General features: G+C 72.6%; 14 protein-coding genes. 5 read left to right on the top strand and 9 right to left on the bottom strand.

Going from position 1 to position 15,254, the window contains the following annotated elements; genetic code table 11:
* The first annotated feature begins 97 nt into the window (after positions 1 to 97).
* From ABIA38_RS29345 to ABIA38_RS29325, 5 genes are all read left to right on the top strand, one after another.
* Positions 98 to 1,348, top strand: a complete 1,251-nt coding sequence (locus tag ABIA38_RS29345) for an amino acid deaminase/aldolase (protein ID WP_424641876.1) — start codon at positions 98 to 100, stop codon at positions 1,346 to 1,348.
* Between the two features lie 195 nt (positions 1,349 to 1,543).
* On the top strand, positions 1,544 to 1,918 hold the full coding sequence (locus ABIA38_RS29340; RefSeq protein WP_424641875.1) for an STAS domain-containing protein: 375 nt from the start codon (positions 1,544 to 1,546) through the stop codon (positions 1,916 to 1,918).
* A gap of 41 nt (positions 1,919 to 1,959) precedes the next feature.
* Positions 1,960 to 2,901 (top strand): 5'-3' exonuclease, encoded by a 942-nt coding sequence (locus ABIA38_RS29335; protein WP_424641874.1) that lies wholly within the window; start codon positions 1,960 to 1,962, stop codon positions 2,899 to 2,901.
* A 151-nt stretch (positions 2,902 to 3,052) separates the two neighbouring features.
* Entirely contained in the window at positions 3,053 to 3,781 is a 729-nt protein-coding gene (locus tag ABIA38_RS29330) for a hypothetical protein (protein WP_424641873.1), read from the top strand.
* Between the two features lie 242 nt (positions 3,782 to 4,023).
* Complete coding sequence (locus ABIA38_RS29325; RefSeq protein WP_424641872.1) at positions 4,024 to 5,784, top strand: RNA polymerase sigma factor; 1,761 nt, start codon at positions 4,024 to 4,026, stop codon at positions 5,782 to 5,784.
* Between the two features lie 166 nt (positions 5,785 to 5,950).
* On the opposite strand, the gene ABIA38_RS29320 is transcribed toward ABIA38_RS29325, so the two are convergent.
* From ABIA38_RS29320 to ABIA38_RS29280, 9 genes are all read right to left on the bottom strand, one after another.
* Positions 5,951 to 7,375 carry an amidase gene (locus ABIA38_RS29320; RefSeq protein ID WP_424641871.1) on the bottom strand — a complete coding sequence of 475 codons (1,425 nt, stop codon included), beginning with the start codon at positions 7,373 to 7,375 and terminating at the stop codon, positions 5,951 to 5,953.
* Between the two features lie 144 nt (positions 7,376 to 7,519).
* Positions 7,520 to 10,291, bottom strand: a complete 2,772-nt coding sequence (locus ABIA38_RS29315) for a DEAD/DEAH box helicase (RefSeq protein WP_424641870.1) — start codon at positions 10,289 to 10,291, stop codon at positions 7,520 to 7,522.
* A 39-nt stretch (positions 10,292 to 10,330) separates the two neighbouring features.
* Positions 10,331 to 11,251, bottom strand: a complete 921-nt coding sequence (locus ABIA38_RS29310; protein WP_424641869.1) for a diacylglycerol kinase — start codon at positions 11,249 to 11,251, stop codon at positions 10,331 to 10,333.
* Between the two features lie 26 nt (positions 11,252 to 11,277).
* The gene (gene tatC / locus ABIA38_RS29305; RefSeq protein WP_424641868.1) at positions 11,278 to 12,219 is read right to left on the bottom strand and encodes a twin-arginine translocase subunit TatC; all 942 of its coding nucleotides are present in this window, start codon (positions 12,217 to 12,219) and stop codon (positions 11,278 to 11,280) included.
* Between the two features lie 35 nt (positions 12,220 to 12,254).
* Entirely contained in the window at positions 12,255 to 12,536 is a 282-nt protein-coding gene (tatA, locus tag ABIA38_RS29300) for a Sec-independent protein translocase subunit TatA (protein WP_424641867.1), read from the bottom strand.
* A gap of 129 nt (positions 12,537 to 12,665) precedes the next feature.
* Positions 12,666 to 12,911: a hypothetical protein gene (locus ABIA38_RS29295; protein ID WP_424641866.1), complete on the bottom strand. Its 246-nt coding sequence runs from the start codon at positions 12,909 to 12,911 to the stop codon at positions 12,666 to 12,668.
* Positions 12,912 to 12,945: 34 nt separating this feature from the next.
* Positions 12,946 to 13,149, bottom strand: coding sequence for a hypothetical protein (locus ABIA38_RS29290; protein ID WP_020552029.1), 204 nt, complete (start codon positions 13,147 to 13,149; stop codon positions 12,946 to 12,948).
* 115 nt (positions 13,150 to 13,264) lie between these two features.
* On the bottom strand, positions 13,265 to 14,239 hold the full coding sequence (locus ABIA38_RS29285; RefSeq protein WP_424641865.1) for a helix-turn-helix transcriptional regulator: 975 nt from the start codon (positions 14,237 to 14,239) through the stop codon (positions 13,265 to 13,267).
* Positions 14,236 to 15,231 (bottom strand): helix-turn-helix transcriptional regulator, encoded by a 996-nt coding sequence (locus ABIA38_RS29280; RefSeq protein ID WP_424641864.1) that lies wholly within the window; start codon positions 15,229 to 15,231, stop codon positions 14,236 to 14,238. The genes ABIA38_RS29285 and ABIA38_RS29280 overlap by 4 nt, the downstream gene beginning before the upstream one ends.
* Between the last annotated feature and the right edge of the window lie 23 nt (positions 15,232 to 15,254).

The raw sequence follows: 15,254 nt of genomic DNA, 5'->3' as shown, positions 1-15,254 counted from the left end.
TCAAGCTAACGCACCGTCAGCGCGACCCGGCGGATGTGCCCGACCTGCGTCCCGGAGAGTCCTACCGGTCGGTACGCCGATCTGGCAGGCTGCGGGAATGGCCCCTCTCACCGCCGCGCCCCCCATGTCCGCTCCCGTTCCGACGCCGACCGCGAGCGCGGATCGGGCCCGCTACGACCGGGCCACCGCGCAGTTGGACGCGCCGTTCGCGATCGTGGACCTGGCCGCGTTCCGGGCCAACGCGGCGGATCTGGTGCGGCGCGCGGCGGGCACGCCGGTGCGGGTGGCCAGCAAGTCGGTGCGCTGCCTGCCGCTGCTGCGCGAGGTGCTCGAACTGGACGGCTTCCGCGGCGTGATGGCCTTCACCCTGCCCGAGGGGTTGTGGTTGGCCGGCGAGGGGGTCACCGACGTACTGGTCGCCTACCCCTCGGCGGACCGGGCGGCGTATCGCCGACTCGCGGCGGATGCCACGCTCGCCGCGCGGGTGACGGTCATGGTCGACGACCCGGCGCAGTTGGACCTGATCGACCGGGCGATCGCCGACGTACACCCCCGGGCCGAGTTGCGGGTGTGTGTGGACATCGACACCTCCTGGCAACCGTTCGGCGGCCGGGTGCACATCGGCGCGCACCGCTCGCCGCTGCGCACCCCGGACCAGGTGGCCGCGGTGGCCGAGGCGGTCACCGGGCGGCCGGGGTTTCGGCTGGTGGGGCTGATGGCCTACGAGGCGCACATCGCCGGTGTCGGCGACGCGCCGCCGGGCCGCGCACTCTACGCCCGGGTGTTGCGCGCGATGCAGGCCCGGTCGGGCGCCGAACTGGCGTGCCGCCGCGCGGCGATCGTCCGCGCGGTGACCACGATCGGGCCGCTGGAGTTCGTCAACGGCGGCGGCACCGGCAGTGTGGAGCACACCGCCGCGGAGTCCTCGATCACCGAGGTCGCGGCCGGTTCGGGGCTGTTCCAACCGCGCCTGTTCGACCACTACACCGCCTTCCGGGGGCGCCCGGCGGCGCTGTTCGCGCTGCCCGTGGTGCGCCGCCCCGGACACGGCTGCGTGACCGTACTCGGCGGCGGCTACCCCGCGTCCGGGGTGCCGGGGGCCGACCGACTGCCCCAGCCGTACCTGCCGGCGGGCCTGTCGTACCACGCGCAGGAGGCGGCGGGCGAGGTGCAGACCCCGCTGCGCGGCGCGGCGGCCGACGATCTGCGGATCGGCGACACGGTGTGGTTCCGCCACGCCAAGGCCGGTGAGCTGTGCGAGCGCTTCGACGCGCTGCACCTGGTGGACGGGGATCGTATCGTACGCACCGTGCCCACCTATCGCGGCGAGGGTCACACATTCCTGTGACGGGGTATCGCCGACCACGGTCGACCGCGCGCGAACGGAACCGGTCCTTAATCGGACAAGACCCACCCGTTCGGCCCACCGCGCAAAAAACGACTCGTTGAGGGGCTGTCCGGCACCACGCCGGATGGCCCACAATGCCCATTGCCAGTGCCGTATCGGCGCGGCGGTACGTCCGGCCGGTGAAAGGTCGCAGCCATGATCGCGCGCTTGGGCACCCTCGGGCAGGAACATCCCGTCACCGGGGTGACGATCTGGCGCGGTTGTGCGGTCGTCCACCTGGCCGGCGAATTGGACCTGCACAACGCCCCGTTGCTGCATCGCACGCTGATCGAGTTGATCGACGGTGGGTGTCGTCGGGTGGTGGTGGACGCCACCGGGCTGAACTTCTGCGACTCGGTCGGCCTGGGTGTGTTGATAGACGCGTTCAAGTCGATGCACGCCGTCTCCGGCGAACTGCGGCTGGCCGCCCCGGACCGCAACGTGCGTGCGACGTTGCGGATGACGGGACTGATCGACGTGCTGGGCGTGCGCGACACGCTCCAGGAAGTACTGGACGAGTTCGCCGACTGAGCGGGCGATCCGGCGCCCCGCCCGCGTCGGTCCGGTGCGGCATGATCGAGTCCGTGACCGAACGTCTGATGCTCCTCGACACCGCGTCCCTTTACTTCCGTGCCTACTTCGGCGTCCCGGAGTCGGTCAAGGCTCCCGACGGCACCCCGGTCAACGCGGTGCGCGGCCTGCTCGACTTCATCACCCGCCTGGTCGAGGACCGCCCGCCCACCCGCCTGGTGGCCTGCATGGACGCGGACTGGCGCCCGCAGTTCCGGGTCGACGCGATCCCCTCGTACAAGGCGCACCGGGTCGCCGAGGCGGCCGGTCCGGACGAGGAGGAGATCCCGGACACCCTCGCCCCGCAGGTCCCGGTGATCGAGGACGTACTGGACGCGCTGGGCATCCCGCGCGTGGGCGTCGCGGGCTTCGAGGCCGACGATGTGATCGCGACGCTGGCCACCCGCAGCACGATCCCGGTGGACATCGTCACCGGCGACCGCGACCTGTTCCAGCTCGTCGACGACAAGCGCGCGGTCCGGGTGCTCTACACGGTCAAGGGGGTGGCCGCGCACGAGGTGATCGACGAGGCCGCGGTGCTGGCCCGCTACGGGGTGCCCGCGGCGGCCTACGCCGACTTCGCCACCCTGCGCGGCGACGCCAGCGACGGGCTGCCGGGGGTCAAGGGCATCGGGGACAAGACCGCGGCGCAGCTGATCGGCGAGTACGGCGACCTGGCCGGGGTGCGGCGGGCCGCGGCCGATCCGACCGCGAAGCTGACCCCGGCGCGGCGGGCGCGAATCGTCGAGGCGGGCGCGTATCTGGACGTGGCGCCGGGCGTGGTGCGAGTGGTGCGGGATGTCCCGCTGCCGCCGCCGGCCGGGTGGGATCGGCCGCTGCCCACGGCGCCGGCCGACCCCGAGGCGCTGGACGCGCTGCGCCGGCGGTGGGGGCTGAGCGGTCCCGTGCACCGGTTGCTCGACGTGCTCACCCCCCGTCGGTGATGCCCGGAATCTCCACCTAAGGACGGTGGCCGGCCACTCGAAAGGGTCGCTCCCGAACGCGCCGGGCGCACGAGGTTCAATGTGACCCAGGTCACATCGGAAAGTTCGGCGGAATCTGTCACGCTCACCGGGAATCCGGCTCTTCCCAGGCATGCGTACCGAGTGTGACACCCCCATCACCGCCCAACCCGACCGCGACTGGCTGCGAGGCGAGTGGCGACGTGTGACCTTCCGGGCCGGCTGGCCCTCCCGGGTGGCCTGGCACAGCAACGCCGTCGAACAGTGCCTGGACGCGTTCGTCCGCACCGGCCATCTGCACTCCGCGTGCCTGGCCCTGGCCCGCGACCGGGCCGCCGCCGAGATCCCGCTGGACGTGGCCCTGGCCGAACTGGACGCGCTGTTCCTGTGCGGCCTCGCGCACAGCGCGCCCGGCCCGCTGGTCCAGGCCTATCTGCACACCCGGGCCCGAGCCAACCCGCCCGGCACCCTGCCCCCCGGCACCGACCCGATCACCGAACTGCCCTCGGCCGCGCTGCTCCAGGAGCGGCTGGTCGAACGGGCCGCGACCGGCGAGCACGTGCGGATCGCGGTGGTACGGCTCGAGGTGCCCGAATCGCTGATCTGGGGGCATCTGCGCCACCTGCTGCTGACCGCCCGGCATCTGGAGCGGGCGCTTGGCGAGCCGGCCTACGCGGTCCCGCCGGGGCGGTTGATGGCGCTGCTCGACGGCGACGACCCGGACCTGCCGGATCGGCTCGATCGGTTGTGCCGCGCCCCGGTGGACCCGCTGGACGGTCCCGGTGGGGCGCCCGGTGGCGCGCCGCGGATCCCCCGTTCGAGCGTACGTTTGACCACCGCGCCGGGTACGACGGGCCGGTAGCGCACGATGAACCAGCCCTTCGTACACGCATTCGTCACCCGAATGACGCAGCGTCACGTCCGCCGCGAACCCCCGATCGACCCCGGCGCGGATGCCACCCGTCCGCGCCCGCACCGCACCACCCACGCCGGAGCGCACTCCGGGTGCCTCGCCGGGCCCCACCGCTTCTGGACAGACCGTGGTCGGATGGTCACGATGCTGTCCGGACGATCGGGTACGGCACGGGCACAAGGGGGCAATCGGTGGCACGCGAGGACGACGCGGCGACCCCGGACCCGGGCGGCGACGGGTCCGGCGGCGCCGCCGAGGCGACCGGCTCCGGCGCCCCGTTCGTCCCCGGCCAGCGCGGCGTGCATCACCCTCGGGTCTACGACGGCGACCTCGGGCCCGAGTCGGCCGCAGCCGAATCGGCCCAACCCCGGCCGGCCGACACCGCAGCGGCCCACCCCCTCACGGCCGACCCGGGCGGTGTCGGGGCCGGGCTCGACCAGGCCGCCGAATCGGCCGCCCACCCGGCCGCCGAGCACCGGCCCGCGCCGGCGATCGAGGGCCCCGCGGACGGCGAGTTGGCCGACCTGGTGCGGGCCGGCGACGGCGACGCGTACGGCCTGCTCTACCAGCGACACGTGGTCTCGGTCCGCCGCTTCGCCCGCACCTGCACCCGCACCCCCGAGGCCGCCGACGACCTGTGCGCCGAGTCGTTCGCCCGCACCCTCCAGGCGCTGCGCTCGGGCCGTGGGCCCAAGGAGGCGTTCCGGGCCTACCTGCTCACCACCGTGCGGCACGTGGCGGGCGACTGGACCAGGAGCGATCGCCGCGAGTGGCTCACCGAGGACTTCACCGTCTTCGAGTCCGCATGGGAGAACCAGGACCGCGTGGTGAGGGCCGACGACGCGCGCCTTGCGCTGCAGGCGTTCCAGGACCTGCCCGAGCGCTCCCGGACGGTGTTGTGGCATGTGGACATCGAGGGCGAACAGGCGGTCCAGGTCGCCCCGTTGCTCGGCGAGAACCCGGACAACGTGCGCAAGATCCTGGAGCGGGCCCGGCAGGAGTTGCGCGACAACTACTTCGTGGCATTCGCCACCGGCGGGGTCAAGGACGAGAACTGCAAGAAGTTCACCCGGCACTACGGCCGGCACATCCGCAACCGGATGGACTCCGAGAAGCGCCGGGAGAGCATCGACGCGCATCTGAAGAAGTGCAGCAGGTGCAACGACACCTACGCGGAAATGGTCGACGTGCGCGACCGGTACGGGCCGATCGCGCTGGCTCTGATCGGCATCACCGCGCCGATCTTCCTCAGTGGCACCGCAGTCGCCGCAGGTACCGCCGCGGCGGCCGGCGCGGTGGCGGGCGGCATGGGTCTGGCGGTCGGCGCCACCGGCGCGGGCGGCGTGGCGAGCGGGGTGGCCGCGGGAGCCGCAGCGGCCGGCGGCGCGGCGGCGGGCGCCGGGGTGGGCGGCGCGGCGGCCAAGGGAGCGGGCGCGGCGGGGCAGCACGCCGGGCGCTCCTCGCTGATCGCCGGCGGCGTGGTGGTCGCCGTCGCGGTGGCCGCGTTCGCCCTGGTGGATACGGACAAGCCCAAGCCCCGGCGCCCGGCCCCGCCGGTGGCCGCCTCGGCGCCGGCCCCGCTGCCGCCACCACCGCCGCCGCCCACCACCGAGACGCAGCCCTCACCGCCCAAACCCGCCGACGTCGAACCGCCCGCGTCACCCCCGGCGCCCGAGCCGCCACCCACCAAGTACGCCTCGCCCCGCCCCACGCCGACCTCGGCCAAGCCCACCCGGGCCGGACCGACGCTGATCGCCGACAACAAGGAGTTCCGCGCCGACGACAACAAGGTGGGCTTCAAGTGCGCCAACGGCGGCGGCAAATGGTGCGAAAACCCGACCATCACCGTCCCCAGCGCGGTCGCCGCCCAACTGATGCCACCCGGCACCACCGCCGAATGCGCCGAAATCAAGGGCAAGAACAACAGCCACTACACCCTGTGCCGCCGCTGACCACACCCCGCCCGCCCGGTGCCTGAGGACAACGGGACCGGGGCGACCCACCCAGGCCGTCCGACGTTTGAGGACAAACGGACCGGGCCGACCCACCCAGCCCGTCCGGCGCTGGAGGACAAACGGACCGGACCAACCCACCCGGCTCGCCCGGCGAGCGCACCCGCTACGGCGCCACCCGCGCGGTCCCCGCCCACGGCGCCGCCGACTCCAGTTGGCCCGCCAGCCGGAACAAGGTCGCCTCGTCGCCATAGCGCGCGGCGAACTGCACGCCGACGGGCAGGCCGTCCGCGGTGCGGCCCAGCGGTACCGACATGGCCGGCTGGCCGGTGACGTTGAACAGGTTCGTGAACGCGGCCATCCCGCGCATCCCGGCCAGCGCGCCCTTCGGGTCACGGTTCGGGTCGAGTTCACCCAGCATCGGCGGCACCACCGCCATCGTCGGCGTCAGCAGCACGTCGAAGCGCCCGGTCAACCGGGTCACCGTCCGCCCGATCGTGTGCATCGTGTCGATCGCGGCCAGATAGCGCGCCAGCGACAACCGGCGGCCCTTGTCCACGATCAACGCGGTCGCCCCGTCCAGGTCACCGGGGGCCAACTCACGCCCCAGCTCGGCCAGTCGCAGGTCCACCAACCGGGTCAGGTGCGCCGCGCTGATCGGCGCGATCACCTCTCCCGGCCGGGTCAGCGTGTCCGGCCAGCCCACCGGCTCCACGTCGTGCCCCAGGGCCACACACAACGCCGCGGCCTCCTCCGCGGCCCGGACACACTCGGTGTCCACCGATACGTCCGCGTCCACCGGGGTCAGGATCAGCCCGATCCGCAGTCGCCCCGGATCCGCGCCCACCTCCGCCGCGTACGGGCGCACCGGCGGCGGGGCGTGGTACGGGTCGCCCGGCTCCGGCGTACCGGTGATGTCCAGGAGCGTCGCGCTGTCCCGCACCGTGCGGGTGATCGCGTGTGCCACCCCCAATCCCGCCCACGACTCGCCGTGCTCGGGGCCCGGGGTGACCCGACCGCGACTGGGCTTGAGGCCGAACACCCCACAGCAGGACGCCGGGATCCGGATCGAACCGCCGCCGTCGGTGGCGTGCGCGACCGGCACCATGCCCGCCGCGACCGCCGCCGCCGAGCCGCCGCTGGAGCCGCCCGCGCTGCGCTCGCGATGCCACGGGTTGCGCGCCGGCCCGAACCGGCCCGACTCGGTGGTGGTACCCAGGCCGAACTCGGGGGTGTTGGTCTTGCCCGCGATCAACAGGCCCGCCGCGCGCAGCCGGGTCACCAGCGTGCTGTCCCGGGTGGCGACGGTGTCCGCGAACAGCCGCGAGCCGTTGCTCGTGGTCATCCCGGCCACGTCGCACTCCAGGTCCTTGATCAGGTACGGCACCCCCGCGAGCACTCCGGGCAGCAGATCCGCGACCCCGGCCCGGGCCTGTTCCTCGCACAGCGCGACCACCGCACCGAGCGCCGGCTCGCGCTCCTTGATCGCCGCGTAGGTGACGTCGAGCACCTCGTCCGCGGTCACCTCCCCGCGGGCGATCAGGCCCGCGAGCCCGGTGGCGTCATAGGACTGATACTCGTCGATCCGCACGGCACGACCTCCAGCGCTGGTGAAACACGTCCGCCCCGCACCGTACGCGACCGGACCCGGCCGTCCTCGGCCCGTCGACCGATCGGCAAATTCCGGCGCGCGGCGGCCCGGACGAACCGCGCCGCCGCGCCCGGACGGGCCGGATCAGCCCACCGACGAGTACGAGACGACCCCTCGGCGCAGCCCCTCGATCGCCTTGCGCGCGGTGCCGGCGACCTTGCTGTCCGCCGGCGCGGCGGCGGCGATCTGGCCCAGGACGTCCACCAGTTGCTTGATCCAGCGGACGAAGTCGCCGGCCGGCAGGTCGGCGTCGCCGAGCACCGCGTCCAGGCTCATCCCCGAGGCCCACGAGTAGGCGGTCCAGGCGAAGCCCAGGTCCGGCTCGCGCAGGAAGTCGAGGTGGTGCTGCCCCTCCAGCGCGTCCAGGTGGCCCCACAGCCGGACCATGTCGGCCAGCGCGCTCGTCGCCGCGCCGCCCGGCAGCTTGGGCGCCATCGCGTCGTCGGGCTGGCGTGACTCGTAGACCAACGCGGAGGCGCAGGCGGCCAGTTCGGCCGGGGTCAGCTCCTCCCACAGGCCCTCGCGCAGGCATTCGGCGGTGAGCAGGTCCAACTCGGCGTAGATCCGGGCGAGTCGGCGCCCGTCCTCGGTGACCGTGTCACCGGAGAGGTAGTCCAGGTCGGTGAGCATCGCGCAGACCCGGTCGAAGGTGCGCGCGATGGTGTGCGTGCGGCCCTTCATCCGGCTCTCGATCACCTGGGTGTCGCGCAGCAGCCGGTAGTAGCGCTCGGCCCAGCGCGCGTGCTCCTCGCGGTCGTCGCAGCCGTGGCACGGGTGTTGCCGGATCTCCTGCCGCAGCCGGGCGATCTCGGGGTCGTCGGCACCGGGCGAGCGCTGCTTGCGGGCGCGGGGTCGGTCCACGTGGCCGGCCTTGGTGCGCAGCGAGGCAGCCAGATCGCGGCGGGCCTGCGGGTTGCGGGCGTTGAACGAGCGCGGGATGCGCAGCCGGTCGAGGGCGGTGACCGGGACGGGGAAGTCGATGCCGGCCAACCGGCGCGCCTGGCGGTCCGAGGTCAGCACGAACGGGCGCGGCCCCTCCGGGCCCTGGTCGGTGCCCGGGTCCAGGACCACCGCGAGGCCGGCGTACTTCCCGGTGGGCACCATGATGATGTCGCCGGGCTTGAGCTTCTCCAGCGACGCGGCGGCGGCGGCCCGGCGCTGCGAGACGCCCTCGCGGGCCAGTTCGGTCTCGCGGTCCTTGAGCGCGCGGCGCAGTCGCCCGTATTCGGCGAAGTCGCCCAGGTGGCAGGTCATCGCCTCGTGGTAGCCGGCCAGCCCCTCCTCGTTGCGCTGCACCTGGCGGGTCAGCCCGACCACCGAGCGGTCCGCCTGGAACTGCGCGAACGAGGTCTCCAGGAGCTCGCGCGAGCGATGCCGGCCGACCTGGCCGACCAGGTTGACCGCCATGTTGTAGGACGGCGAGAAGGAGGACCGCAGCGGATAGGTACGGGTGCCCGCCAGGCCCGCCAGATGGGCCGCGTCGAAGCCCTGGTGCCACAACACCACGGCGTGGCCCTCGACGTCGATGCCGCGCCGCCCGGCCCGGCCGGTGAGCTGGGTGTACTCGCCCGCGGTCAGGTCGGCGTGCGTCTCGCCGTTCCACTTGACCAGCTTCTCCAACACCACCGAACGGGCCGGCATGTTGATCCCGAGGGCCAGGGTCTCGGTCGCGAAGACCGCCTTGACCAGGCCCTTGACGAACAGCTCCTCGACGACCTCCTTGAAGGTCGGCAGCATGCCCGCGTGGTGCGCGGCGATGCCGCGCTGGAGCGCCTCGACCCAGGAGTGGTAGCCGAGGACGTGCCGGTCCTCGTCGGGGATGCCGGTGGTGCGCGCCTCGACGATCGTGCGCACCTCGGCCCGTTCGGCCTCGCCGTTGAGCCGCAGGCCCGCGTGCAGGCACTGCTGGACGGCGGCCTCGCAGCCCTTGCGACTGAAGATGAAGGTGATCGCGGGCAGCAGGCCCTCGGCGTCGAGCCGGTCGATCACGTCCGCGCGGCTGGGCGTCCAGATCCGGCTGCGCACCGGTCGGGCCTCCTGGCCGCGGTTGCGCCGGTAGCGGTCCTGCGGGCGGCCGGCCCGCTCGCTGTCCATCCGGCCGAGCCGGATCAGCTCGGGGTTGACCTCGGTGTGGTTCTCGTCGGTGAACAGGTCGTACGTACGGTTTCCGGCGATCACGTGTTGCCACAGCGGGACCGGGCGGTGCTCGGAGACCACGACGGTGGTGTCCCCGCGCACGGTGCCCAGCCAGTCGCCGAACTCCTCGGCGTTGCTGACCGTCGCGGACAGCGAGACCAGGGTGACCGATTCGGGGAGGTGGATGATCACCTCCTCCCACACCGCGCCGCGGAAGCGGTCGGAGAGGTAGTGCACCTCGTCCATCACCACGTAGCCCAGGCCGCTGAGCGCGTTCGAGGACGCGTAGAGCATGTTGCGCAGGACCTCGGTGGTCATCACGATCACCGGGGCGTCGCCGTTGACCGAGTTGTCCCCGGTGAGCAGGCCGACGTTCTCGGCTCCGTAGAGCCTTTGGAAGTCGGCGAACTTCTGGTTCGACAGCGCCTTGATCGGTGTGGTGTAGAAGCACTTGCGGCCCTGTTCGAGCGCGAGGTGCACGGCGAACTCGCCGACCACCGTCTTGCCCGAGCCGGTCGGCGCCGCGACCAGGACGCCCTTGCCGCTTTCCAGCGCGCGGCAGGCCTCGACCTGGAAGGGGTCGAGACCGAAGGGGTATCGCTCGCGGAACGTGTGCAGACTCGTCCGTTCGTCGGCGGTTCGGCGGCGCGAGGCCGCGTAGCGCTCGGCGGGGGACAACTGGGTATCGCGGTCCGGGCCGCGTGCGGGATCGAGAGGCATCTCGTCAAGCAGACTACCGGCCGGGACCGACGGCTGTGATCACCTTTTTTCGATCTTGCCCGGCGGCCCGCCCGGCGCGGACGCGGCGGGCACCAGCACCCGTATCGCGGCCGGCTCGCAGTCCGCGGTCAGCGGCAGTGCGCCGAGCCGCTCGCCGTCGGCCCACCCGCTGAGCCCGCGCGCGGTCAGCGACACGGTCGCGGCGCGGTGCACGGTGACCAGCGGATGGTTTATGTGCCGCCCGCTGTAGACCTTGGGGAACACCCGCAACAACTCGGCCCGCCCGCAGCCGGCCACCACGGTTATGTCGAACCGGCCGTCGGCGAGGTCGGCGTCCGGGCACATCCGCATGCCGCCGCCGTAGGAGCGGCCGTTGCCCACCGCGATCAGGGTGGCCTCGACGTAGTGCGGCTTGCCGTCCAGCTCCAGCTCGTACTCGACCGGGCGCAGGGCGCCCAGTTCGGCCAGCAGCGCGGCGTTGTACCGGGTCCGCCCGCGCGCCCAGGTCATCGTGTTGGCCCGCTCGTTGACGCGCGAGTCGAAGCCGGTGCACAGGATGGTGCCGAACCAGCGCTCGCCGACCCGGCCCAGGTCCACCGGCCGGGTGTGCGCGTCGGCGACCACGTGCGCGGCCGCGGCCACGTCGCCCAGCGGCAGGTCGAGCGCGCGAGCGAAGTCGTTGCCCGAGCCGATCGGCACCACACCCAGCGGGGTGTCCGTCCCGGCCACCGCCTGGAGCGCGGCGGCCACCGTGCCGTCGCCGCCCACCGCGACCACCGCCGCCACGCCCGAGCGCACCACCGTACGCAGCCGGGCGATGCCCGCCGCGGCGTCGGGGGCGGACACCTGATGCGGTGTCAGCCCCCGTTCGCGCAGCAGATCGGCCGCGGTCGAGGCGGCCTTCAGGCCGCGCCCGCGGCCTGCGGTGGGGTTGACGAATACTGCGATCTCCCGAGACACAAGGCGCGAGAGTAGCCCACCCGGGCTCAGGTGATGTCGTCCACCCGGTTCACCGGTTCCTCCGCACTGACCCGGCTCGGTCGCTCCACCGGGGCGACCGAGGTGTCGAGCACGGACGCCTCGTCGTCGTCGAGGTCGCGGCCGTAGATCCGGTCGTGCCGCTTGCCGCGGCGTCGGTCGTTGGCCCATGCGACCAGCAGCGCGATCGCGTACAGGATGGTGATCGGGATGGACAGCAGGATCATCGTCACCGGGTCGGTGGTGGGGGTGGCCACCGCGCCGAAGATGAAGATGCCCATCACCACCCAGCGCCACCAACTCGCCAGCGTCTTGGCGGTGACGATGCCGCCGACGTTGAGCATGATCAGCACCAGCGGCAACTCGCAGGCCACGCCGAAGACCACGATCATCCGCAGCACGAAGCTGAGATAGTCGTCGACCTGGATCTGCGTACTGGCGTCGTCGAGGGTGAAGTCGGTGAGCACCTTGAGCGCGTGCGGCAGGATCCAGTACGCGAAGTAGCCGCCGCCCGCGAACAGCGGGAAGCCGACGCCGACGAACGCCAACGTGTACTTCTTCTCGTTCTTGTGCAGGCCCGGGGCCAGGAACGCCCACAGCTGGTAGAGCCACACCGGCGCGGCACAGACCACACCGGTGGCCACCGAGATCTTGAGCGCGGTGGAGAACGGCGAGAGCACGCCGGACTGCACCAGGGCACCGTGCCCACACTCGGTGGTGCCGGTGCCCTTGATCGAGTCCAGCCCGCAGACCGGCTGGACCAGGAAGGCGCCGATCTGCCGGTAGTAGATCGCGGCGACGATGGTCACCACGATGATGGCCAGGAGCGCCTTGACGAGCCGGTTGCGCAGTTCGCGCAAGTGCTCCATCAGGGGCATGCGCCCCTCGGCGTCCTTGATCTTCTTCTTTTTCGGGCCGGACTCTCGTCCGCGCCCTGGCTTGTCAAGCACCTCGAGGGCCGACTCCTAAAAGGCGCGTACGGATATCAGCGGCGGTTGTGGTCGGGCTCGCCGACCGGCCGCGCGCTCACGTCGCCCGGAGCGGCCGAGATGGTCCGCGGCGGCGCCTCGGCGGCGGGCTGGGCGCTCTGCGTGGACGCGGGGGCCTCGGCCGCCCCGTCCTCCTTCATCGCCTTGGTCTCGCTCTTGAGGATGCGCAACGAACGACCCAGCGCCCGCGCCGTGTCCGGCAGACGCTTGGCGCCGAACAAGATCACGACGACAACCAGGATCAGGATGATCTCGGGCCAACCGAGCTTGCCAAACATAGTCAGTACCTCATTGCCGGGGCCGGGGGGTTATGGGGTTGATCGTACGCCGGTGCGTGTTACACACGTGCAACGCAATGGTGGCGAACAACTGCACCGGGCGTAACCCCCAGGGGTCACGGGTGCGGGTCAGGGGCGGTGGGCCGTCGCGGAGCGCGGGCGCGGGACGGATACGGATACGGGTTCGGGCGCGGGTGGCGGGGTCGGGTCACCGGCCGCCTGCAAGTCGGCCGCGGCCCGCGACAGCCGGGCGGAGGCGTCCGCGACCGTCGCGCCCAGGTGACGCACGTCACCGAACAACCGCCAGACCGGCCCGGCGAGGACACCGAGTCCGGCGAGGACCAACACGATGAAGACGAGGACCCACGGCAACATGCGGCGACCCTAACAGGCTGCGCGGGGCGGTCGATCAGCGTGCCACCTGCATGGACGACACGCCGCCGTCGGTGAGCAGTTCGACGATCCGCTCGCCCGCCGGCCGGCGTACCGAGTCCGCGCATGTGGGGCAGCGGAAGAGATAGAAGGACTTGTTCGGTCGGACCACCAGCCGTAGCTGATCCGCCGTCAGCTCAACGCGTCCGCAAACCGGGCAGCGCGCCGTGAACGTCGACACCGTGGGCCTCCTCGCAAGGTCGGGAAGGTTGTCGTCGGTGGTACCGGAAGGGTGCCGGCGGGCCGCGATCGGGGGCGTGTGCCGTTTTTGGCCGATCGCCCGCGACCGCGGCGGTTCAGCCGGCCGGATCCGCGTAGGCCGCGAGCGCGGCCGAGGCGGTCCGTCGTACGTCGTCCACGAGCTCCGGCGGGGAGATCACCCTGCCGTGCCCGCCCAGGCGCAGCGCGAGCCGCCGGATCCCGGCCGGGTCGGGCGTGCGCAGGGTCAGCCGCAGGCCGCCGTCGGCCAGCTCCTCGACCTTGTCGTAGCGGTAGTACTCGGTAACCCAGCGCCCGCCGGGGCCCAGTTCGAGCACCACCTCGATGCCGTCGGCCGCGGTCGGCGCGAAGCCGTCCGCCAGGTCCAGCGGTTCGATCGGCTGCGGCTCGGACGGCTCGTCGAGCAGCACCGCCTCGGCGACCCGGTCCAGCCGGAACAACCGGCGGCCCTCGGCCTGTCGACACCACGCCACCAGGTAGGTGTGCCCGTCGACCAGGACCAGCCGGATCGGGTCCACCTCGCGCTCGGTGATCTCGTCCCGACGCGGCACGTAGTAGCGCAGCCGCAGCCGGCGCTTCTCGCTCACCGCGCGGTCCATCGTGGCGAACGCCGATTCCTGGGCGGCGTCGTCGCCCTCGAACTCGACGGTGACCCCCTCGGCGGCGCGCGCCGCCTCGCCGGCCGCGTCCTCCAGCTTGGCGGTCACCCGGCTCAGCGCGACCTTGTCCCGCTCGCGCAGCCCGGACAGGCCGGCCAGCGCCCGCAGGGCCACAAGCAGCGCCAGCGCCTCGTGCGGGGCGAGCCGTACCGGGCGCACGGGGGCGTCCGCGTTGTCCAGGAAGACCCGGCCCTCGAAGTCGACGTGCGGCTCGAGCAGATCGTCGGCCATGAAGCTGGTGCCGCACATGTGCAGGGTGCCCAGGTCCGCCTCGACCTGCGCGACCGGCAACCCGAACGCGCGTGCGACGTCGTCGAGTTGGGTGCCCGGGCGCTCGCGCAGATAGGCCACGAGGGACAGCAGCCGCCGGGTGTCGTCGATCGCGTTGCTCATCCGACCTTCACCTGTCCGCTCGCGTGTGCACTCGTCTCCCCGGCGGCCTCGCGCAGCTGCGCGACCACGGCGGCACGCAGGTGCGGGGGTTCGAGGACGACCACGTCGGGGCCGAACTCGGCCAGCCAGTGGTGCAGTCCGTGTCCGTGGCTCAGCTCCAGCTCGTCCCAGCCCTCGCCGGCGGGAATCACCGCGCTCGCTCGCGCGCGCAGCGGGAAGCCGGCCCCGGTGCGGACCCGGATCCGGGCGATGCCCTCACCGCCCTCGCCGGCGAACCGGGCGACCTGGCCGCGTACGTCCACCTTCGCCGGCACCTGGGCCTGGAACTGCTCCTTGAGCGGCTTCGGCTTGGGCTTGTCGGCGATCCGGTCGAGTCGGAACACCCGCTGCTCGCCGCGGTCGCGGGAGTAGCCCACCAGATACCAGCGCCCCCGCCAGCAGCTCATCCCCCACGGCTCCACGACCCGCGCGGTGGCCTCGGCGGCGCCGGAGCGGCGGTAGGCGAACTGGATCGGCCGCCGGGTGCGCAGCGCGTCGAGCAGCGGTCCGAAGGCCGGCTCGCGGGCGGTCACCCTGGGCTCAACGCTGGTCAGCGGGGCCGAGTCGATCTCCACGCCGGCGGCCTTGAGCTTGTACAGCGCGCCGGTGGCGGCGCCGGCCAGCGCGGACTGCTGCCAGGCACCGGCGGCCAGGGCGAGCGCGGCGGCCTCCTCGGGGTCCAACTCGACCGGCGGCAGCGCGTTCATCTCGGGGCGGATGCGGTAGCCGTCGGCGGACTCGATCAGCGGGTCGTTGGCCCCGGTCTCGACGATGAAGCCGAGCTCGCGTACGTCGTCCTTGTCCCGCTCGAACATGCGGTCGAAGGCTTCGTCGGACGTGCACAGCCGATACGACTCGATCGACTGCCGCAGCTCTTCCTTCGTGACGTAGCGACGGGCGGCGAGCAGACACATCACCAGGCTCACCAACCGCTCCTGCTTCGGAATCGCCATCAGATCCCAGTCCCTCCCACAAG

Source organism: Embleya sp. AB8 (genome assembly GCF_049739465.1).
In the GTDB taxonomy this organism is placed as follows: Bacteria; Actinomycetota; Actinomycetes; order Streptomycetales; family Streptomycetaceae; genus Embleya.
Note: the sequence above shows the minus strand (reverse complement) of the source record. Positions and strands in the feature narration are given on the sequence as shown.